The 20,320-nt window shown below is 42.4% G+C and carries 16 protein-coding genes and 2 pseudogenes; 3 read left to right on the top strand and 15 right to left on the bottom strand.

The genetic code is table 11. The features are described from left to right. Positions 1 to 224: 224 nt before the first annotated feature. From L1028_RS16790 to L1028_RS16770, 5 genes and pseudogenes are all read right to left on the bottom strand, one after another. Positions 225 to 632, bottom strand: coding sequence for a hypothetical protein (locus tag L1028_RS16790; protein WP_234535694.1), 408 nt, complete (start codon positions 630 to 632; stop codon positions 225 to 227). A gap of 229 nt (positions 633 to 861) precedes the next feature. Continuing rightward, positions 862 to 1,294 (bottom strand): annotated as a pseudogene (locus L1028_RS16785) (peroxiredoxin); the annotation flags it as partial. A 162-nt stretch (positions 1,295 to 1,456) separates the two neighbouring features. Then, positions 1,457 to 2,539, bottom strand: coding sequence for a 3-isopropylmalate dehydrogenase (gene leuB / locus L1028_RS16780; RefSeq protein WP_234535692.1), 1,083 nt, complete (start codon positions 2,537 to 2,539; stop codon positions 1,457 to 1,459). 208 nt (positions 2,540 to 2,747) lie between these two features. Further along, a complete protein-coding gene (locus L1028_RS16775) occupies positions 2,748 to 3,188 on the bottom strand; it encodes a hypothetical protein (RefSeq protein WP_234535690.1) in 441 nt (146 codons plus the stop codon). Further along, positions 3,163 to 3,816, bottom strand: coding sequence for a hypothetical protein (locus L1028_RS16770; protein ID WP_234535688.1), 654 nt, complete (start codon positions 3,814 to 3,816; stop codon positions 3,163 to 3,165). Before L1028_RS16770 ends, L1028_RS16775 begins: the two co-directional genes overlap by 26 nt. A 48-nt stretch (positions 3,817 to 3,864) precedes the next feature. Between L1028_RS16770 and L1028_RS16765 the strand changes: the two are divergent. After that, a pseudogene (locus tag L1028_RS16765) lies at positions 3,865 to 4,542 on the top strand (aldo/keto reductase); the annotation flags it as partial. Positions 4,543 to 4,624: 82 nt separating this feature from the next. Here the strand turns inward: L1028_RS16765 and L1028_RS16760 are convergent. The 4 genes from L1028_RS16760 to L1028_RS16745 all read right to left on the bottom strand — a co-directional run bounded on the left by L1028_RS16760 (position 4,625) and on the right by L1028_RS16745 (position 7,321). Continuing rightward, positions 4,625 to 5,716, bottom strand: coding sequence for a DUF4097 family beta strand repeat-containing protein (locus L1028_RS16760; protein ID WP_234535686.1), 1,092 nt, complete (start codon positions 5,714 to 5,716; stop codon positions 4,625 to 4,627). A gap of 17 nt (positions 5,717 to 5,733) precedes the next feature. Beyond that, positions 5,734 to 6,231, bottom strand: a complete 498-nt coding sequence (locus tag L1028_RS16755; RefSeq protein ID WP_234535684.1) for a hypothetical protein — start codon at positions 6,229 to 6,231, stop codon at positions 5,734 to 5,736. An 80-nt stretch (positions 6,232 to 6,311) separates the two neighbouring features. Next, complete coding sequence (locus L1028_RS16750) at positions 6,312 to 6,764, bottom strand: anti-sigma factor family protein (protein WP_234535682.1); 453 nt, start codon at positions 6,762 to 6,764, stop codon at positions 6,312 to 6,314. After that, a complete protein-coding gene (locus L1028_RS16745; RefSeq protein WP_042185733.1) occupies positions 6,761 to 7,321 on the bottom strand; it encodes an RNA polymerase sigma factor in 561 nt (186 codons plus the stop codon). Before L1028_RS16745 ends, L1028_RS16750 begins: the two co-directional genes overlap by 4 nt. Before the next feature lie 122 nt (positions 7,322 to 7,443). Between L1028_RS16745 and L1028_RS16740 the strand changes: the two genes are divergently transcribed. Further along, positions 7,444 to 10,539 carry a hybrid sensor histidine kinase/response regulator gene (locus L1028_RS16740; protein WP_234535680.1) on the top strand — a complete coding sequence of 1,032 codons (3,096 nt, stop codon included), beginning with the start codon at positions 7,444 to 7,446 and terminating at the stop codon, positions 10,537 to 10,539. Positions 10,540 to 10,625: 86 nt separating this feature from the next. Beyond that, a complete protein-coding gene (locus L1028_RS16735; RefSeq protein WP_234535678.1) occupies positions 10,626 to 11,780 on the top strand; it encodes a response regulator in 1,155 nt (384 codons plus the stop codon). 119 nt (positions 11,781 to 11,899) lie between these two features. On the opposite strand, the gene L1028_RS16730 is transcribed toward L1028_RS16735, so the two are convergent. The 6 genes from L1028_RS16730 to L1028_RS16705 all read right to left on the bottom strand — a co-directional run bounded on the left by L1028_RS16730 (position 11,900) and on the right by L1028_RS16705 (position 20,290). After that, a complete protein-coding gene (locus L1028_RS16730) occupies positions 11,900 to 13,648 on the bottom strand; it encodes a glycoside hydrolase family 35 protein (protein ID WP_234535762.1) in 1,749 nt (582 codons plus the stop codon). A gap of 30 nt (positions 13,649 to 13,678) precedes the next feature. After that, positions 13,679 to 15,340, bottom strand: a complete 1,662-nt coding sequence (locus tag L1028_RS16725) for a DUF4091 domain-containing protein (protein WP_234535676.1) — start codon at positions 15,338 to 15,340, stop codon at positions 13,679 to 13,681. Continuing rightward, positions 15,337 to 16,620, bottom strand: coding sequence for a Gfo/Idh/MocA family protein (locus L1028_RS16720; protein WP_234535674.1), 1,284 nt, complete (start codon positions 16,618 to 16,620; stop codon positions 15,337 to 15,339). The genes L1028_RS16725 and L1028_RS16720 overlap by 4 nt, the downstream gene beginning before the upstream one ends. Before the next feature lie 52 nt (positions 16,621 to 16,672). Continuing rightward, positions 16,673 to 17,566: a carbohydrate ABC transporter permease gene (locus L1028_RS16715; protein WP_060625478.1), complete on the bottom strand. Its 894-nt coding sequence runs from the start codon at positions 17,564 to 17,566 to the stop codon at positions 16,673 to 16,675. 9 nt (positions 17,567 to 17,575) lie between these two features. Continuing rightward, positions 17,576 to 18,466, bottom strand: coding sequence for an ABC transporter permease (locus L1028_RS16710; protein WP_234535672.1), 891 nt, complete (start codon positions 18,464 to 18,466; stop codon positions 17,576 to 17,578). A 90-nt stretch (positions 18,467 to 18,556) separates the two neighbouring features. Further along, positions 18,557 to 20,290, bottom strand: coding sequence for an extracellular solute-binding protein (locus L1028_RS16705; protein WP_234535671.1), 1,734 nt, complete (start codon positions 20,288 to 20,290; stop codon positions 18,557 to 18,559). Positions 20,291 to 20,320: the final 30 nt, after the last annotated feature.

The following is a 20,320-nucleotide window of genomic DNA, read 5'->3' as shown; positions in this document are numbered from 1 at the left end:
CATATCCAAGTGAAGTAGACAACGCAATCAGAGAAACTGTCGAATGATAAAAAAATTCATAAAATGATTCCAAAGACATATAAAAAATCACATCAAATTATATTTATTACTATTAATTCGTTCAAATACATTAAAGCGTTTTCAAAAAAATAGAAACACTAAAAAGCCCTCGCAGTTGCGAAGGCTTGAAAAAGAAATGGGTCTGACCCAAATTGCAAATAATCTTATGCTTTCTGTTGCAGACGAAGGCGTCTCTGACTCATCACAGCTAATCTTTTCTTCAATTCCCGTTCCCACTTCGTATCCTCAATCTGTTTGGCTACAGCAAGCAGGTCAAGCGCCATATCGATCTGACTCCGCACAATAGCTAGAGGCTCTTCACTCTCGATGTTAATGACATTCTCGAATATTTCAGTTTCGTCTTCCATGACATAGTCCTGAAAATCCACATCAGTAACACCGTCTCCATGTGCGTATTCCGCCAAGATCTCATACTCATTCTCAACCTTATAGTGAACCTCTACACGATGACATACCGGACAAAAAAGCAGGGGAACATTATGGACTTGCGTGCGATAATGTTTAAGGGTTCCCTTTGTTCCTACCATACTCGCTCCACAGCAAAAGCTCATATTTGTTCACCCTCCTTAAAATAACTAACCCATCTGAGTTTTTATTATTGTATTACATTACCCCAATGGAGATTCCTCCACTCGAGGACATAATATAACTTTTCACGCCTATTTTCAAATCCATTTTTTATTTAAGACTCTTTTGGAGCAAAAAACCTCCTTACAGAAAAAACTTCTGCAAGGAGGTCGAAATCAGAATATCAAAGATCAGATAATAGCAGAACAACATTTAAAGGTTTCTGTCACCTGGTTTCCAGTTCATTGGGCATAAGCCACCAGATTGCAGGGCTTGAAGGACACGAAGTGTTTCTTCTACGCTGCGACCTACATCATTGTGATTAACGACTTGATATTTCAATTCACCTTCAGGATCAATGATGAACAATCCACGCAATGCAATACCTTCTTCTTCAATCAGAATGCCGTAGTCTTTAGCAACTTGTTTAGTAATATCAGCAGCAAGCGGGGAAACTCAAACGGCCAAGACCATTCGAATCCTTAAGTGTATTGATCCATGCTTTGTGGCTGTGGATCGAATCTACACTTGCGCCGAGAATTTCTGTATCAAGCGCTTCGAACTGCGCAGCTGCTTCACTAAGAGCTGTGATTTCAGTAGGACATACAAAAGTGAAGTCCAGAGGATAAAAGAAGAATACCAGCCATTACCAAAATCCTCCTTTGATTATGTAAGAAACCAACCATTTCTTGTCGTGATATGCTGGAATAATTTACATCTTGTCTACATATCAAATGGTATCATCGTACAAAATCAAAGTCAATCTTAGACAAATCCCCCTATAATCGTAATTAGGAATTAGATTTTATTATGCTTTGCGGATAGCTGCAACAATCAGGTCGCCCATTTCAGATGTACTGATCGCTTTGCTCTTATCTACGGCGATATCACTTGTACGGTGTCCTGCATCCAATACTTCAGCTACTGCAGCCTCTATCGCAGCAGCCGCATCCTCATAACCAAAGGTTAAACGGTACATCAGTGCTAAGGACAAGATTGTTGCAATCGGATTCGCAAGTCCTTGTCCGGCAATATCAGGCGCGGAGCCGTGAACGGGCTCGTAGAGACCGTAGTTACCATCGCCCATCGAAGCGGAAGCAAGCATACCGATAGAGCCTGTCAACATCGCAGCCTCGTCGCTCAGAATGTCACCAAACATGTTCTCGGTAACGATAACATCAAAGCTAGCTGGACGACGTAGCAGCTGCATTGCGCAGTTATCAACGAGTACATGCTCAACCTCTACCTCAGGATATTCTGGAGCAATCTTATTTACGACCTCACGCCATAAACGTGAAGTTTCAAGTACATTCGCTTTATCAACACTTGCCAGCTTATTGCGACGCTTGCCAGCAATCTCAAAAGCCTGACGCACAATTCGTTCCACTTCCATTACGTTATATACACAGGTATCCACTGCTTCTTCACCATGTTCACCTTGACGACGCAGTTTATCTCCGAAGTAAATCCCACCAGTCAGCTCACGAACGACCATAAGATCGGTACCTTCGAGCACTTCTGGCTTCAATGTCGAAGCGTCCTTAAGGCAATCGAATACGACTGCTGGACGTAAATTTGAGAACAATCCAAGCGCTTTACGAATGCCAAGCAATCCAGTTTCAGGACGAAGCTCCTTTGAATTGTTATCCCACTTCGGTCCGCCTACAGCACCCAGTAATACGGCGTCAGCACTGCGACAGATTTCTAGTGTATCTTCCGGCAGCGGTGTGCCTCTTTCGTCTATTGCAATGCCTCCAAATAGAGCATGCTCCGTTTCAAAAGCATAACCAAATACTTCTTCCGTTCTTTTCAATACTTTTTCTGCTTCAGCTACTACTTCAGGTCCAATACCGTCCCCTGCGATTACGGCGATTTTTTTAACCTCACTCATCTCAGTCACTCCTCAAGTGGTCTGCTCTAACAGACATAGTTCTTCTTTATATTGTTGTATCATACCCAGTCGTAAAGGACAAAGATATAGATTCTATTGAGTTGATAGGCATAGCCTATAGGATATTTATTTTGAAGGAAGATTTTCTTGAGTAATGAAAAGAGCCGTCAGGTATATCCCTTTGGCGACTCTGCGCTTTCACGTTCTATTAATGAATTGGATTTGCAATTATTGAAATTTCACCAGCAGAATAATCCAGGAAATAAGCAGTTTTTGTAGTTGGATTATAATTCAAAAATTTACTTTTCCCATTTTCAGGCCATTTCTGATCTTTTAAGATCTGAGCTCCTTCTTGCGAAAATAACGACCAGGTTTGTTCTAATACATCCCCAACAAACACTTGATTGTTAATAAAGTCCGTCTTCCACCCCGAAAGATTACCCTCTTCTTTAAAAGCTTGCTTAATAGAGGTTGGTGTGCTTCCGGTTGCAACATTCATCAAACGGAACACGTTCTGAGAATCATCTGAAACAGGACGCTTCGCGTTAGCTGGAGCTGGCTGGTAAATGTATGATGTGTATACTGCCAAATTTGCACCATTAAATTTAAGCTTAATATCAGCATTATAGTCTTTTAAACATTTTTTCATTATGGTGAAATAAATTAATGGTTCTCACAAAGAAATCATCGCTCATTATACCTTGTGCTTGATATTTTATAGCTAAATAAGGATATCCAACAAAATCCCAACCCTTAACGCTTACACTTTCATATCCGGTATCGTTAATCTTAGCATTAAAGCTTACACTTGGCATATTCCAAGGATACTGATAAAGATTAAAGGAATCTCCAAATTGAACCATGATTCGTTCGTTTACTTTCCCCGTAGGAGCAACCCATTTGATTTTGTCTGCCGCACCTTTAAGCGGTATTTCTGTTTTACTAATCTGCTCTCCAGCATAAGTAAAGACCGTTTTCGTAATTGCGTTGCCATTTGATTTCTTAAGTAGCACTATTTTTTGCGGATTCTTCATCACGTTAAGGTCGAGAATCGTATGAGCATCTTTTGAAAGGTTGACTACCTTATTTGTTGTTACATTGACTACGTCCGCTTTGTTAGTGCTATGATCAATGATTGCGACGAGATCGGTACTAACATAAAGCGCATCTGTACTGTCCAAGCTTGGAGTTGACTTCGATGGATTAGCATAGGACTGATTTGTGAATACAAGCATTCCGATAATTGCTGTAAAAATAATTCTGAAGCTCTTTTTCATAGTATTTCCTCCATTAAGAAATTTTCCCCATTGTAAATACGTTGTGGTGGACTATCATCTTATATTATACGCCGCCATCTAGAGGGGTCTTTGCAGCGTCTCCAGACCGATCATATTGAATTGTACCAGATGCATCACGTTGACCGTAGTGTCTCTTGGGACGAGCTGTGGGGGGCTTTCGAGCTTGCTGTAAACCAAGGAAAGATTGGTTATGTCGGCTCCAGTAACTTTGCGGGATGGGATATCGCTGTAGCCCAACAAGAAGCGAAGGCACGTGGCTTTTTAGGTTTGATTTCTGAGCAGCATAAATACAGCCTCACCTGTCGCCTTCCTGAACTTGAAGTATTACCCTCCTCTCTCCATCATGGATTAGGCGTTATTCCTTGGAGCACACTGGATGGAGGTCTTCTTGGGCGCAATGCACTTAAGAAAATTGAAGGCAGCCGCAGTGGAGGGAATGCTGAGCGCGTAGAGCAATACAAAGATCAGCTTGAGGCTTTTGCCAGCTTGTGTATGGAGCTTGGGGAACCACAAGATAATGTAGCGCTAGCATGGTTATTAGCCAATCCTGCTGTAACCGCACCAATTATTGGACCACGTACACTGGAGCAATTCGAGAGTGCATTACGCAGTCTTGAGATTGTACTAGATGAGTCAGTACTTAAACGACTGGATGAGATCTTCCCAGGACCGGGCGGAGAAGCGCCTAAAGCTTACGCTTGGTAGGTCTCTTATAATTTGAAAAAAGGGAACTGAGGTTTCAGCAGAATCATTCGCTGAAGCCTCGGCTCCCTTTTTTTGTTCGTGTTTATTCAGCCGTGTCCACGGTCACGCTCCCATTACTCGTACTTAGGTCCACACTATAGGTTCCTTTACCGAGAGTGGCAGTGCCATAACTGTCCCCGTCTCGATCCCAGGGTACATTCCCTTTCAGCGAACCATTGCTGGTATCCGCTGTAATCTTCGCATCGGACACCGCTGGCAATCCCACCGTAATCTTTCCGTTACTTGACGAACACTTCCATTTTCCGGTCACTGCTGAATTAATGGTAATCTTGCCATTGCTACTCTTTGCGGTCAACGCTCCATCTATATTATCCAATGTAATAGCTCCATTAGAGCTTTTGAGCTGCGCTCCACCTTGGATGTTCTGAACAGTCAGTGACCCGTTGCTGGTATGTGCCTCTACTCCGCCAGCAACATCATGAATATTTAAAATCCCGTTACTAGTGTCAGCCACTAAGCCAGACTTTAAATCCCAGGCTTCTATTGACCCGTCACTAGTATCTACCTCAACGGCAAGGCTGCTGGGTACACTTACGTTTAAGTAAGGACTTTTAGTGTTAAATCCAAACTGAATATTAGAGAACCAATTATGATCTGTATCGAGCTCCATAATCAGTGTATCTCCCTCAGTTTTAACTCTCCATTTCTTTTCTAGCGCGCTTTCGGCTTCACTTTGCGATTTTCCAGGTAGGAGTAAGCTTCCCTCATAATCTAATGAGCTTCCATCTATTCCCTCGACCTTTACTTTTCCACTTGGAAGTACGATTTTCAGCGTTGTAATATTGTCTTTCACTTCGACATTGCCGCTTAGTGGAGTTAAATGTGTATTCCCGATTAAACTGCTAAGTGAGCCGCCGGCCATTACGCTCTGTGCACTGCTTGCTCCAACCAACAGGATAATCAATAGGATTGCCCAACCGCTCACACGACTTTTGGCATCGGATTTAATAAACAATCTTAGCAACATCTCGAGTCCGAACAGGATCAACAGTGCTGGCCATAAATAACCAAGTACTTCATAGCTGATCATATTATACTGAGCCATCACAATAATGACACCAAGTGCAATGCAGCCTATAGCTGCAGTAAAACTCCCGATTTTCCATCTCCCCATAGTCAAATCCCCGTTTCTTACGCTCTCGTATTATTTCTTAGCATCTTCAGACCGTACGCAATCAGACCCAGTGATAGCAAGATCGTACCAATGTTAATGTCAATTAACATTCTCCAAAGCGTCGGAAATGCTGAGATCACAAGCATAAGGAACCCAGCAACAACACATCCAACACCAACCCAAGCCGGATTCACATCTTCATGTGGGTAACCCGGCATAGAAGATATCCCCATCGTCCAAGGTTCTCCGAAGCTGTCAGGATGGAACATCATACGCTCGTGTTCGGCTGCAGTTATTTTCATCCAAGCCGCTTTCTGCAAGGCATCAAACAATTGGTAAAACCATAGTGCAGCTAGCGCAAAAGGGAAGATCATGGGCTCGGACGGGATAAACATAATACATAAGGAAGCCCCGATCATAAACTGCAGCCCCTGCTTTTTGAAGCCTAAGTACAAATGGCCTACACCAGGAACCATAGCTAACATAAAAGTGAGCCAACGTCTCTTCTTAATCATAATACATCCTCCTAAATTTTGGATAGCATAAACTTTTCAGTTTACCTGAATCCATCTATTATTTATAAATCTCTTTATGACTATTTTCTAAAACCACCAAACCATTGGGTCACCGAATTCGACACATGACCATTAATTTCAGTAATTCCATAAGCCAAATTCTCAAAAACGCCAAACTGTAATAATATGAAGCTCAAGCAGGCAGCCACCGCATAATGCATCCAAGATGTTCTAGGAGCATAACGACGTCTTACGCTTGTCGCTTTAACCGCTCGCTCTCTGCGTCCTGTTTCGAGCTGCTCGATATGGGCCATAACGCCTGCTGCGAGATCTGGAAAGTCCATCTGTTCATGCTGATATTCACTGTCCGTTTCCATTTCTGACCAAAGAGCGGACATTTCCTTAGCTTCCTCCAGCCACTGCGCGCAATCAGGACAGGATTGTATGTGCAACCGGATACGCAGCTCCATATCTGGAGACAGTAGGCCGTTAATGTAATGTGGCATCCATTCCTTCACTATTGCACAATTCATCGCAATTCCTCCCTTTGTCTACGCATCATCTGTCTGGCACGATAAAGCTGCGATTCGATAGTCTTAACGGAAACACCCTTTTGTTCCGCTATCTCTTGATAAGAATTTCGCTGAAAATAGTACAGCTGTACGACCGACCGGTACGGTTCCGCAAGGCTGTTCACATTCTCACCCAGCTCAGCTGATTGTTCCTGCTCTAGCACCTCTTGCTCTGGTGTTTGAGATGTTACCCAATCATTCTCAGTGTAATCAGCTGCACTCCGATGCCTCCACTCCCTATCATTGGCCCGTTTCCAGTCCAGACAGGTTCGATAGGCTATCCGATAAAGCCATGTCGAGAAGGTAGATTGTCCTCTGAAGGAGGGGAGCGCTTTGTATGCTTTTATAAAAACCTCTTGGGCCATATCCTTGGCCGATTCGGCTTCACCAGTAATCTTGACGCACACTCTGTATACCATGCCTTGATAACGTGTCACCAAATGCCCAAAGGCCTGATGCTCACCGTTCAGTACAGCAGAAATCCATTCCTTCTCTTCCAGCTTTCTCCCCTCCTTCACCTACATAACGTTAGACGCCAGCCAATTCTACATCCCTGCAACTTAGCCACAACTTTTTTTAATTTTTGAAATATTTTTGAGAAAGGAATATATTGTTTTATGTCGAATAATGTTTAATTACTATGACTAAAAGTAAACTCTTTCTAATTATCGTGCTATTTCTTACTATACTTACTGGATTTCGCTTCCTATGGGTTTGGGCTTCGCCTCATGCTATACAACCACAATTAGTCAAAGGAGTTCTCGATTTACGGAATAAAGAATTGAATCCAGACCAGCTCCTTAACTTAAAAGGGCAATGGGAGTTCTATCCTAATACGCTACTTCCCACTTTCAATAAAGAATCTCTAAACAAAGCTCCCCCTAAAACATATATACAAGTCCCGGATCAGTGGAACGATGCCATTCATAATGGCGAAAAGTCTGCTTTTGGCTACGGCTCCTATCGGTTACGGATTCTTGTAGATAAAAACGAAAAGCAATCTTATGGCATACTCATATCCGGGGTTCGGACTGCTTCGGAAATTTATATCAATGGTGAACTATTAGGAAATTCAGGTTCTCCATCTGCCAATAAAAAAGACTATGTTGCTCGTGTATTACCTTACTCCGTATCTTTTACAACGGATAAGACTGAGATTGAAATTGTGATTCATGTAGCCAACTACTCTTTATCTCATACAGGCGGTATTTTTAAACCCATTTTATTTGGTAACGATAAAACTTTAACACAACAGAGGAACGTTTCTATAGGCCTTCAACTGTTATTATGTGTAGTACTTCTACTCCATGCAGTCTATGCAGCAATATTATATACCATTGGCCCGCGGCAAAAGATGATGATTTATTTTTTTCTGTTGGTAATTTCCGCTATAACTACTGTACTTATTGATGATGACAAGCTTTTGCTGCATATGTTTCCCTTAAACTACCAATGGAGCTTAAAGCTATTAATCATATCTAATATTATGGCTTTTTTATTCATCTTACTGACAAGCAAGCATCTAATGTTCCAGAATTTTAAAATTAAACGTGTTCGGATCCTGACCAGCTTATCCTTGGTACATATCCTTTTTATACTGCTCGGTCCCGTTGTCCGCTATTACGAATTATTTACACCTATTTTTATCATCAATATAATCGTTCTATCATTAGAAGTTGTAGTTCTCTTTCTGAAATCTACGCTCAAAAACCACGATGGCTCTATTTTTCTACTGCTGTCTATCTTAGCCATTGTTAACAGCACTCATTGGGGATTGTTCAAAAATTTCGATCTGGTTGACGTCACCTATTATCCTTTTGACCTGATTATTGCCTTTTTATGTTTCGCGACTTTTGGGTTTAAGCGCTATTTCTGGAATACTAAGCAGACTGAAAATCTGGCACAAAGCCTGCAAAGAACCGTTACGCAAAAGGATAATTTCCTAGCGAATACCTCTCACGAGCTTAAAAATCCGCTGCATAGCATCATTAATATTGCTGAAACCGTCTTAGACAGTGAGAGAGACTCTTTAATGTATCAGAACGCAAATAATCTAGAACTGCTAATTACCGTAGGAAGACGTATGTCGTTACTGATAAATGATCTACTAGATCAATCACAGCTTCGTGAAAGCAACATTCAATTGCAGTTAAGAAATGTTCCAATTCAATCCGTAGCTGCTGGAGTGCTCGATATGCTCAAATTCCTAACGGAAAGTAAGCACATTGCACTAATTTCGGAGATCCCCGACTCCTTTCCTTCCGTTGTAGCAGATGAGAAAAGACTCATTCAGATTTTGTTCAATCTGCTTCAAAATGCAGTGAAATATACGAGTGTAGGCTCAGTGAGGGTCCATGCAGATATTCATAAAGGTGTGGCGCGCATCCATATTACGGATACCGGCATTGGGATGAACGAGGAAACACAGCTTAGAGCCTTCCAACCCTATGAACAGGGTGACTCAAGCGTGACAGCAATAAGTGGCGGAATTGGATTAGGCTTAAGTATTTGTAAACAGCTGGTTGAACTTCACGGTGGAGAGATTAGCGTAAAATCTTCACTTGGCAAAGGCTCTACTTTTACTTTTACTATGCCTCTATCCAATTCAAACATCCAAGCATTCAATTTAGAATTCTCAACAGTGACTGAATACACGGACAAGCAATCTCAGATTACGCTATCCGAAATTGCCACTACATCTACTACATCAACGGATGGAAGAAGACCTAAGATTTTGGCTGTAGACGATGATCCGATTAATCTGAAAATCCTTACTAGCGTACTGTCCATCAAAGACTATGAAATGGTTACGGTAACCAGTGGAATCGATGCCTTAATAAAACTGGATACTGATCAATGGGATTTAATCATTACAGATGTAATGATGCCCCAGATGTCCGGCTATGAATTGACACAGAGAATTCGTGAACGTTATACCATAGCTGAGCTTCCTATTCTACTTCTGACCGCACGCAGCCAGCCGGAAGATATCTACACCGGATTTGTTTCAGGCGCGAACGACTATGTAATGAAACCCATGAACGCTATGGAGCTAAGAGGGCGGGTACGTTCCTTAACAGACTTAAAGCATTCCGTAAATGAACGGCTTCGTCTGGAAGCAGCCTATCTTCAAGCGCAAATTCAACCACATTTCTTATTCAACACATTAAATTCTATATCTGCTCTGGCATCTTTTGATACACAGCGTATGAGTCACCTCATTGATGCCTTTAGCTCTTATTTACGCTTAAGCTTTAACTTCTTGAACGCTGAGCCGATGATACCGATTGAACACGAGCTTGAGCTTGTCCGTGCCTATCTGTACATAGAGAAAGAGCGCTTTGAGGACAGGATGACCATCAACTGGGATTTAGCAGAAAATCTACATTTCCACTTACCTCCCTTGACCATTCAGCCACTCGTTGAAAATGCCGTTAGCCACGGTATATTAAGCCGCTCCAAGGGAGGTACGCTTTCAATATCCATCAAAGAACTAGTTGATGACATCGAGATTACAATCGCTGATAATGGTAAAGGCATGACTGCCGAACAACTTCAGCAACTACTAAGCAGTCAGTCTAATGTAACACGAGGGATTGGATTTCTTAATACACATAAACGCTTGTTACGTGTCTATGCTAAGGGTCTGCAAATTATAAGCAAGGAAGGGCAAGGCACTTCAGTAAGTTTCATAATCCCTTCTGAAAAAAGAAATATGAAACGCAATAATTCCTAGTCACAGAAAGAATATAATGATCCGAAATATAAGGAAGAGTTTATTGTTTTTTGCTAAAAAATACTATATTGAGTGGTGAAATAACAATGATTCAAGCAGTATTGGTGGACGATGAACGACTCGCTCTCGTAAAATTAGAGTTCATGTTAAAAGAAATGAAAGCTGTTCATATCATCGCGTCCTATACAGATCCTATTCAAGCTATACAAGAAGCTCCAACCTTGGAGCCTGACGTTATTTTTATTGATATTGAAATGCCTGAAGTGAGCGGTCTTCAGGCTGCCGCAATTCTGCAAGAGGTCTGTCCAAACGCTAATATTGTTTTCGTGACCGCGTATAACCAATATGCAGTGGAAGCCTTTGAGTTAAATGCGATTGATTATATTTTGAAGCCCGTGCGACATGACCGGCTGTTTAAAACAATACAACGCTTGGAGGACAGATTGAGGTTTGCGCCAAAAAGCACAGAGGTAGCACATGAACTAACGATTCGTTGTTTTCAATCGCTGCGTTTTGAACGAGGAGGGCAACCTTTAAATAATCTCCGTTGGAGAACTTCTAAGGCACAAGAATTGTTTGCTTTCTTGCTTCATAATCGCAATCGATTCGTCAGTAAAGATACCCTGATTGACCTACTATGGCCAGACTTCAACCTTAAAAAGGCTTCTACCCATCTCTACACAACCATTTATCAAGTACGGCAATGTTTAAAGCAGAGTGAGGTAGATCTGCATATCAGCAACGTCAGTGGAGGGGAAGGGTATACGCTTGAGACCGGGCCGCTTCTAATCGATGCAGCCCAGTGGGAGCACAACATTCTTGCACTCGAATCCATCGGAGAGGACAATTGTGCAGAACATCAAAGCTTATTTGAACTTTATTCAGGGGATTATTTTGGAGATTACGATTATTTGTGGGCGGAGGGCGAGCGACAACGTCTGCGCACCATTTGGCTACACCATGCTATGGGGATGGCCCAGTTCTATATCGACAACAACAGAGTTCCCGAAGCTGTCACCGTGTATCAAAAGGTAGTACAGCTCCAACCCTATTTTGAACAAGGACATTTAGGATTAATGAAGGTCTACGACAGTATTGGGGAACGATCCGCTGTGGAAGAACAATACAAGAATCTGACGGAATTATTGAAAGGCGATCTTAGGATTGGTCTTCCTGCCGTTGTTCAAGATTGGTATGAACAATGGGAACTACATAACTTTAGAATACGTAGCAAGAAATAGTTTCTATATATCAAAGACACCCGGATCTATTCGGGTGCCCTTGTTGTTACGATATATTAATTGCTGCGTTTGAAACAGCTAGTTAAACGAAGCTAGCGAATTACACAAGATTGACCCTATTATCCTAACTCCGGGATATCTACGAAGGTAACAGCCGTATCTGATGTACTGTGCAATTCAAAGATTACAATCTCATTGTCGCCTTGTTTCAATAGAGGACCTGGCACATACATTGTTTTCTGTGGTCCGATATTCCAATAGCGTCCAAGGTTGAACCCATTAATGAACACGACGCCTTTAGTCCATCCTTCCATGCTCAAGAACGTATCACAAGGTTCATCCACAACCAAGGTGCTGCGGAAGAAGCAAGGTTCCGCTTGCCTGAATAGACCTTCAAACTCCAGACCAGATAAATCCGTTAATGGCAACATATAAGTCGTCCATTCCGACAGAAACTGCCGTCCATAACGTACCCCTTCGGTAATCCCTTTACAATCTCTCATAAAAGGGCCATAGTTGACGCGTCCTAAATTCTCCACAAGTATACTAACCTGCAGCCCTTCGGCCGGAACCTCGAACTCTAATTTCACCTCTGGCTCTACACGATCTAAGGTTGCAGTGAGCTCTCCATTCAGAAAGACTAATGCACGATCATGTAAATCCTGAATGAAGAACTCATCTTTGGGGCGAGGTCCTGTAAGGAACGTACTATAATGTATAAAGCCATAATCCTGACCCAATTTCTCCATTGATTCAGGGTATGCAGAGTGAATGGGTGCAGAAATGCGATTCAAGTTTGCGGTTAGTGAAGTTTGCTCCTTCATCTCTACTCTCCCATATGCTCTCTTAGCAACAGGAGCTGGCAACTCAATGGGTCCGAGATCTACATATTTGGAGATCACTTCACGAACTGCATAATATTTAGCTGTCGGCTCACCGGATTCACTCAGTAAGGAATCATAGTCATAACTAGTAATTGTTGGTTCATAGCTGTCAAACGTATGTCCATTCGCTCCGTTGTAGAACCCAAAGTTAGTTCCGCCATGGAACATATAGAAATTAACGGATGCACCTAGACTAAGTATCTCATCCAATACCTTCGCTACATCCTCAGCCGGACGCGTATGATGCTCCTCACGCCAATGATCAAACCAACCGTTCCAGTATTCCATACACATGATTGGAGCCTCTGGTTGGTATTCACGGAGCTTGTTGAATGCTTCTACTGGACGTGATCCAAAGTTCACCGTCTCCAGCACACCTGGGACCATACCTCCCTGTAACATCGCGTCTTCAGGTCCATCGGAAGTGAATAGTAGTACATCTATCCCACGGGAAATCATGCTGTCTTTTAAATGAGTCAAGTAGCGCTTGTCATTGCCGTAACTTCCGTACTCATTCTCAATCTGCATACCAATGATCGGGCCACCATTTGTACATAATAGTGGTTGTAATTTGGGAAGCAATACATCATAATACGCATCTACATGATCTAGAAATGGCTTATGGTAGCATCGAAGACGCATATCCGAATCAGCTAGCAACCAAGATGGCAGTCCACCAAATTCCCATTCTGCACAAATATAAGGTGCGGGACGAACGATGACATGCAGACCCAAATCTCCTGCCAATTCAATAAACCGGACTACATCTGCCAACCCTTCAAAATGAAGTTGGCCTTTCTTCGGCTCGTGTAAATTCCATGCCACATAGGTTTCAACCGTATTGAAGCCGCAAGCTTTTAATTTGATAAGACGGTCTTCCCAATGTTCCGGTAGAGTCCGAAAATAATGGATGGCTCCTGAGATAAGCCGTATCGCCTGGTCGTTATAATAAAAGGAAGATCCTGAATAATGAAAAGTTGCCATATTCTCAACACCTCGTAATGGTATGATCACTTAAGTAGAATAACTTGCTATCGCTTGATTGATCCGCTCTCTTGCCTCTAAGAGCCATGTTCCATGATCCCTCGGGTATACAGAGAAGGTCAGCGCTGTACTCAGACCCTCTTCCATAATGGCTATCGTTGCTTTCTTGCCGATTTTCTGCTCAAGTAATTCTAGTGCGCGTAAATCCTGCAACCCTTCATATAGAACTTCCAATCGAATGGATTCAATCGGGCCTTCTTCTCCAGGATAGACCAAGTAGGAATCTCCTGAGGGAAATGCATGCTCAGCGTCAGTCGTACGATAAGGGTCCAGTTGCTGATTCAATGAATATTGCGAGTACCAGAAGTTATAGCCCCAATGCAGGAAGCCCTGTAATCCGAATTTATACAATTGAAATCCGATCATACGATTTCTAGCAGACGGCATGTTAAAAAACCGGTTGGATACTTGTTCACCTTGAGCACAGCAATAGTACGTCCAAAGGTCTGGAACCTGATGTTCTAAGAACGGTTCAATATGCGTATTCGCAGGAATCGGTCTTTTCACCAGGCCCTGTTCATACAACTTCAATTCGGACAAAGCGTCCATGATCGGATAACTTGATAAATGTTTATGAATGATCTCACTTGCAGCTTGGTACGATTCCAAATGTTCCTCTCCTGGTTCATCTGAAATATGGAACCAGCTTTGCTGATCTATTCCCTGCTCTTTCAAATATTGATCTAAGCAAGGTAAAAATTGATCCAAGAAACTATGGTATTCCGCCGAGGATGCGTCCGTATCCCAGCCGAATAGTTGCTGATCCTCACCTTGAATGGTTACCATTATTTTCGGTGCACACTTTGCACCCCATTGAGTGAATAAATGAGAGAACTCAAAGTATTTGAAGCCAAGTCGGCGGCACATCGATACCCAACGAGTAAGCAGATCAAATCCGAATTCATAACGATCTCCCGCTTTAGTCACGGATATCAATTGAACGGTTGGACGTTCTCCACCAATGGCTGTATCCAATGGCGGTGTAAACAACGGAGTTAAGATCATGTTCATGCCATGCTTAACCATCGTATCTGCATAACGTTCTATAAGGGCCCAATGCGCTTCACTAAATACTTCGACACCATACTTTGTAGCAAGACAATCCACATAGAACCATTCCGTATGAATTAACTGTTGCGGCGGTAGTGTTGCAGGGATGACGGTTAGCTCGAATACATCCGATTCACCTAATATCTGCCCTTCAGATGATTGGAAGAGGACCTGAATAGAACGAAGCCCCGTACTCATTGATTCATCCAAGGTTATCGTCACCCATAAAGATCGCCATTGTCCCGGGATCGATGAAATAGATTGTTGATCCAGCGTATACAATGGATCTGGATATAATCCCGGCGTAGTTCTTAGCACATCGTCATCATGATTTTTGAAACAAGGCATTTCTGAGGGAACAAGTCCAACGGATCTTATACATATTAGATCTGGATGAGATGACTTTATCTCTACTTCAATATTCTTTAGAAGTGTATCTGAGGTATAAGCGACTTGGAACGAAAATATTTCTCCAACAAGTGCGGTTGCACTATGATAGGATTCATGATTCGGCACTTCATCAGCAAATACCTTAACCAACGAACTTAATAACATCGTCTGAAATGGCTGCGGAGCATTCATCGTTTCTTCACCTCTTCATCATTACAGACACTTTGTGCAAATTCTTTCAGAACAATACTGTTACCCTCGATGCGAGATTGCTCCGCTGCAAAAGCCATAAGGTGACTTTGAACGGAATGATTCGCTGATGTAAGCCCTTGAATCTTCCCTTCCGCTCGAACCAGCTTAACAAAATCTTTGATTAACCCCATATCGCCGCCGCCATGACCAACATGACCACCTGCATTCTCGAACGAGATTCTCTCTACCTTACCGCTGCCAAAATGGATTACTTCAATTTCATTCTTCTCCATCGCACCGCGAATTTCTCCCTTGGTACCCATCAGTTTGAGGGTACGACTTACATCTTTGGTAAACGCACTCATTGTAAAAGCTATAGTTACGGAATTAGCGAATTCTAGATTTACCACTTGATGGTCGACGACATCATTATCACAATGATAGACACATCGTCCATAAGGTCCTTCCTGAAGAGCATTCAGGCGGGCTTCATAGCTTAGATCATCGCTAATTGCCGATGTAGGCCAATCCGTATCCTCCGTCAAATATTGATTAGGAGCATAATAGAGACAGTTATCTGCTGCTGGGCATCCATCTGTGCAGCGTAGCGGGGCTCCTTCCGGTGCTTCACTAGATTTGAAATGGGACAGTGAGCCAAAGGAAGAAACTCGAACACATTCTGAATCTGTCAACCAGGAAAGAATGTCCAGATCATGACAGGACTTAGCGAGAATCATCGGACTGGACTCATCCTTTTTGCGCCAATTCCCTCTTACGAAGCTATGAGCTTGGTGCCAGTAACCCACGTTCTCATTATGTTGAATGGACATCAATTGTCCGATCGCACCACTTTCCAGCAGCTCCTTGATCGTAGAGAAGAAATTGGTATATCTCAATACATGGCATATCGAGAAGACACGATTCACTTTAGAGGCCATTTCCCCCATAAGTACACATTCCTTGGCATCAGGGGACATCGGCTTTTCTAGTAGCACATGATACCCTGCCTCCAGTGCTTTCATTGTCGGCACATAATGCTGATTGTCTTGGGTACAGATAAATACTGCATCTGCTACTTTCGGGGAGGCAAAAAAATCATCCCAATGGGTAAAGCACATGTCATCAGCCAGCTTATGTCTTGCCTTAAATTTATTTCTCCGCTTCGCATTCGGCTCTGCAACAGCTACAACTTGAAGCTCATCGGGGTGCTGAATCGCATATTCTGAATAATTAATTCCTCGCAGGCCCGCTCCAATTAAAGCAACAGTAACTTTCTTCATCGCAATCTGCTCCTTCATATGAGACTTTATGCTATGTCTTTACTCTATTTCTTTATTCTTTAACACTACCAACCGTCATTCCTTTTACGAAATACCTTTGTAAGAATGGATACACTACCATAATTGGCAATGCGCCCATGAATATTTGCGCCGTTCGGATCGTCTTCTCACTCAGGTTCTCCATCACCTTGAGCTGCTCAATGGACATCGATGACATCTGGGCATTGATAGACATAATCAAGGTAGAAAGATAAGTCTGTAGTGGATAATGCTCAGGTGAATTCAGGTAAAGGATACCGTCAAACCAAGCGTTCCAATGCCCAACAATAGTGAATAACCCAATCGTTGCGATGGATGGAAGGGATATCGGTAAATAAATTTGCCAAAGTACTCTCCAATGTCCGGCACCATCAATCGTAGCCGCTTCATCCAATTCTCTTGGAATAGATCTGAAGAAGTTAAGCATCAAGACCATATTCCATACATTCAATGCACCTGGTAAGATAAGCGCCCAAATTGAATCGATTAAGCCTGTATTCTTCACTACGATATACGTCGGAATTAAGCCGCCTCCAAAAAACATCGTAATCGCGAATATCCATACATATACGGTTCTAAATTTAAACTGATCATTCGACTTGGAAAGCGGAAAAGCAGTAATAAATACTAGAAACAAGTTAACTACTGAACCGAGCACTACTCGTTTTACGGAGACTCCCAAGGAACGAAAGAACTCTACCTTTTCTCCTAAATATACATAAGCATCCCAGGAAAAGCCGACGGGCCAAAGCTTTACTTCTCCAGCCATCGCAGCTGTATTCGAGCTAAGTGAGATGGAGAGTAAGTGTACAAATGGGATAATGCCGAGTATGGTAATGAAAGTTAACAACAGCGTATTAAACACGATAAATAACTTTCTGCTGGATGATTGTTTATGTAGCACCATCTCCACCTCCTAGAATATGCGGTAATTGTTAACTTTGTAAGCTGCATAGTAAGTTGTTGATACCATAAATAAAGATATTATCGATTTAAAGAGTCCCACTGCTGCCGCAGGTCCAAATTGTTGGCTGAACATCCCCAATCGATAGACAAATGTATCTATTATATCTGCGCCTGCATATACAGTCGGGTTATACATAATCAATATCTGCTCAAAACCTGCGTTAAGAATACCACCGAGACCTAATACACTAAGTAAAATAATAATCGGTGCTATACCTGGAAGCGTAATATTAAGCATTTGCTTCCATTTCCCTGCACCATCTACCTCTGCCGCTTCATACAGCGTCGAATTAATTCCTGTGATGGCAGCAAGCATGATGATCATATTGTAGCCCATGCCTTTCCAGACATCCGAGCCAATGATAATCCCCCTGAACCAACCATTATCAAGCATGAACATGATAGGTTCTAAGCCCATAGAGGAAATTAAGCCATTAATAGGTCCATTCAGAGAGAATAATTCAATAATGACACCCCCAAGGACGGTCCATGAAAGGAAGAACGGGAGGAAAATGGCGGATTGAATAAAACCTGCGAACCATTTCTTAGTAATCTCATTTAATAATAAAGCTAGAATGAGCGGGACAAGCAGAGACAATACCATTTTGATGATGGCTATGACTAGCGTATTCCAAAGTACTTGCTTGAAATCCGGTAAATTAAATACATAACGGAAGTTATCTAATCCCACAAAATCGGATTTAAAAAAACCGGATAACGGCTCAAACTGTTGAAACGCCATAACCAGGCCGGCCATCGGTCCGTAGGCATAAATCAGTGTAACTATCACACCCGGTATTAACATGATATGAAGCGGAAACTCTTTCTTCAGTGATTTCATAGTTGCCCTCCTCACCAACTTACTCATTTTAAAAACGGGAGGTGAGCCGGCTCATCCGACTTACCTCACCCGCTTTCTTGTCCCTATGAGTTATTTCGTAGCTTCCGTGCTATACCATTCATTGACCTCATCGATAATTTCATTACCGCCAAGTGCCTTCCAGCTATCCACGAATTTATCGAAATCATCAAGAGAACCGCCCATGATAATCTTGGTAAAGGACTCTTGCATCAACTTATCCAGCTGACCGCCCTTTTCCACTACTGTTGGTGTAGGAAGACCGTAAAACTCGTTGTATACAAATTGTTGACTTTCTTTAATTTGTCGTGTTAAGCCCCAGCCACCGTCTTTTGCAGCCCGGCTATAATATTGACCCCAGTTTACACCTTTGGTAGCGTTAGATGTGTCGCCTGCCAGGAAGTCCTTAGTCGCTTTGAAGGTATCCGCAACGGTCTTATAATTTGCATCGTCTATTGCAATTTCAGTCTGATTAGCATCGAGCGCTTTGTTCACTTCGCTGTAAATCGTATCAATATCAACAGGGTTGGCAATCCGTGGGTTAAACCAGTTGTATACATAGCCATCTGCCGCTTTGTTCTTATCCTTGTATTTCTTATTACCAACTTCGATGTAGAAATTGAGCATCTTAATCGCTGCTTCTGGGTTCTTCATCTTTTTATTTACAACGAAAATTTTATTGCTGCGGATTTTTGGAACGAGTGATTTAGCTGGACCATCAATCCCTGGAAGTTGAATTGAAATCCAATCTGCCTTTGGATCTTTGTCTACGCTGGAGTTAAGCGGCCAGTTCGGATACCACCACTCTCCGTAGGAAATACCCACTTTACCTGCAGTCAGATCTTCTACAGCCTTATTCTCATCCTTTAGTGCAAACTCTTTATCAATAATTCCATCTTTATACCATGCTTGTAGCTTACCAAGTGCAGTCTTCACTTCAGGCTGAATCAATCCCGGTAACAATTTGTCATCGCCGCCTTTAATCCAAGCCGATTGTTTATCACCAACGGAAGGATAAGCACCGAATCCATTAAAGAAACCTCTGACATCAAATCCCCAAAAGAAGAGATTCTTTTGCATGGCGATGCCATAGGTGTCATTCTTACCATTCTGATCTGGATCACTATGTGTGAATGCTTGTGCAACTTTCTCAAGCTCATCGATCGTCTTCGGTGCCTGTAAGCCTAGATTATTAAGCCAATCTTGACGAATCCATAGCAGCTGCGTGGATAAGAAGGGATCTTCAAATGCAGGAATGCCTAATTGCTTACCATCTGCACTGAACGTTTTCATCGCGAACCCACCATCTGAGTCCATATAAGCCTTAAGCGCTGGTGACGCATATTGTGCATAAGCATCTGTCAGATCAGCAAGCATTTCTTGCTTTTTAAGTTTCTCATAGTTCTTCTGATCAACTTCTATCACATCGGGTAGATCCCCCGATGCCATGGCCAGCGAGAACTTTTGCTCAAACTGAGCAGAGGGAACGGTCCATTTGTATTTCACTTCAATATTCATCATCTCTTTGAGATCTTTCAGATAGGCATTTTGTTCCGGTGTAATTCCGCTTGGAGTTCTTGGATCTTCTGGTGGATTATATCCGAGTATTTCTGTAACCGTAACCGTTTCCGGGTATTTCCCTAGTGGATCAGGTACTGTAGCGCTGTCTGTTGCACTATTCGTAGTGTTATCCTTAGGCGTAGATGGTGCATTCGCATTTCCATTTCCTTGACTTCCACATGCTGACAATAATGAAAGAATCATCGTTACTGACAAAATCATTTTCCATGGTCTCATTTTTTTCATCTGAACGCTTCCCCCCTTTGTTTGCTGCAA

Source organism: Paenibacillus pseudetheri, assembly GCF_924513355.1.
Taxonomy (GTDB): Bacteria; Bacillota; Bacilli; order Paenibacillales; family Paenibacillaceae; genus Paenibacillus_AQ; species Paenibacillus_AQ pseudetheri.
This window is presented reverse-complemented; position numbering and strand designations above follow the sequence as displayed.

Excerpts from the sequence above, each read along its gene's own strand:
- L1028_RS16790 (WP_234535694.1), bottom strand. The coding sequence starts at position 632 with ATGAGCTTTTGCTGTGGAGCGAGTATGGTAGGAACAAAGGGAACCCTT.
- leuB (WP_234535692.1), bottom strand. The coding sequence starts at position 2,539 with ATGAGTGAGGTTAAAAAAATCGCCGTAATCGCAGGGGACGGTATTGGA.
- L1028_RS16775 (WP_234535690.1), bottom strand. The coding sequence starts at position 3,188 with ATGAAAAAATGTTTAAAAGACTATAATGCTGATATTAAGCTTAAATTT.
- L1028_RS16770 (WP_234535688.1), bottom strand. The coding sequence starts at position 3,816 with ATGAAAAAGAGCTTCAGAATTATTTTTACAGCAATTATCGGAATGCTT.
- L1028_RS16760 (WP_234535686.1), bottom strand. The coding sequence starts at position 5,716 with ATGGGGAGATGGAAAATCGGGAGTTTTACTGCAGCTATAGGCTGCATT.
- L1028_RS16755 (WP_234535684.1), bottom strand. The coding sequence starts at position 6,231 with ATGATTAAGAAGAGACGTTGGCTCACTTTTATGTTAGCTATGGTTCCT.
- L1028_RS16750 (WP_234535682.1), bottom strand. The coding sequence starts at position 6,764 with ATGAATTGTGCAATAGTGAAGGAATGGATGCCACATTACATTAACGGC.
- L1028_RS16740 (WP_234535680.1), top strand. The coding sequence starts at position 7,444 with ATGACTAAAAGTAAACTCTTTCTAATTATCGTGCTATTTCTTACTATA.
- L1028_RS16735 (WP_234535678.1), top strand. The coding sequence starts at position 10,626 with ATGATTCAAGCAGTATTGGTGGACGATGAACGACTCGCTCTCGTAAAA.
- L1028_RS16730 (WP_234535762.1), bottom strand. The coding sequence starts at position 13,648 with ATGGCAACTTTTCATTATTCAGGATCTTCCTTTTATTATAACGACCAG.
- L1028_RS16725 (WP_234535676.1), bottom strand. The coding sequence starts at position 15,340 with ATGAATGCTCCGCAGCCATTTCAGACGATGTTATTAAGTTCGTTGGTT.
- L1028_RS16720 (WP_234535674.1), bottom strand. The coding sequence starts at position 16,620 with ATGAAGAAAGTTACTGTTGCTTTAATTGGAGCGGGCCTGCGAGGAATT.
- L1028_RS16715 (WP_060625478.1), bottom strand. The coding sequence starts at position 17,566 with ATGGTGCTACATAAACAATCATCCAGCAGAAAGTTATTTATCGTGTTT.
- L1028_RS16710 (WP_234535672.1), bottom strand. The coding sequence starts at position 18,466 with ATGAAATCACTGAAGAAAGAGTTTCCGCTTCATATCATGTTAATACCG.
- L1028_RS16705 (WP_234535671.1), bottom strand. The coding sequence starts at position 20,290 with ATGAAAAAAATGAGACCATGGAAAATGATTTTGTCAGTAACGATGATT.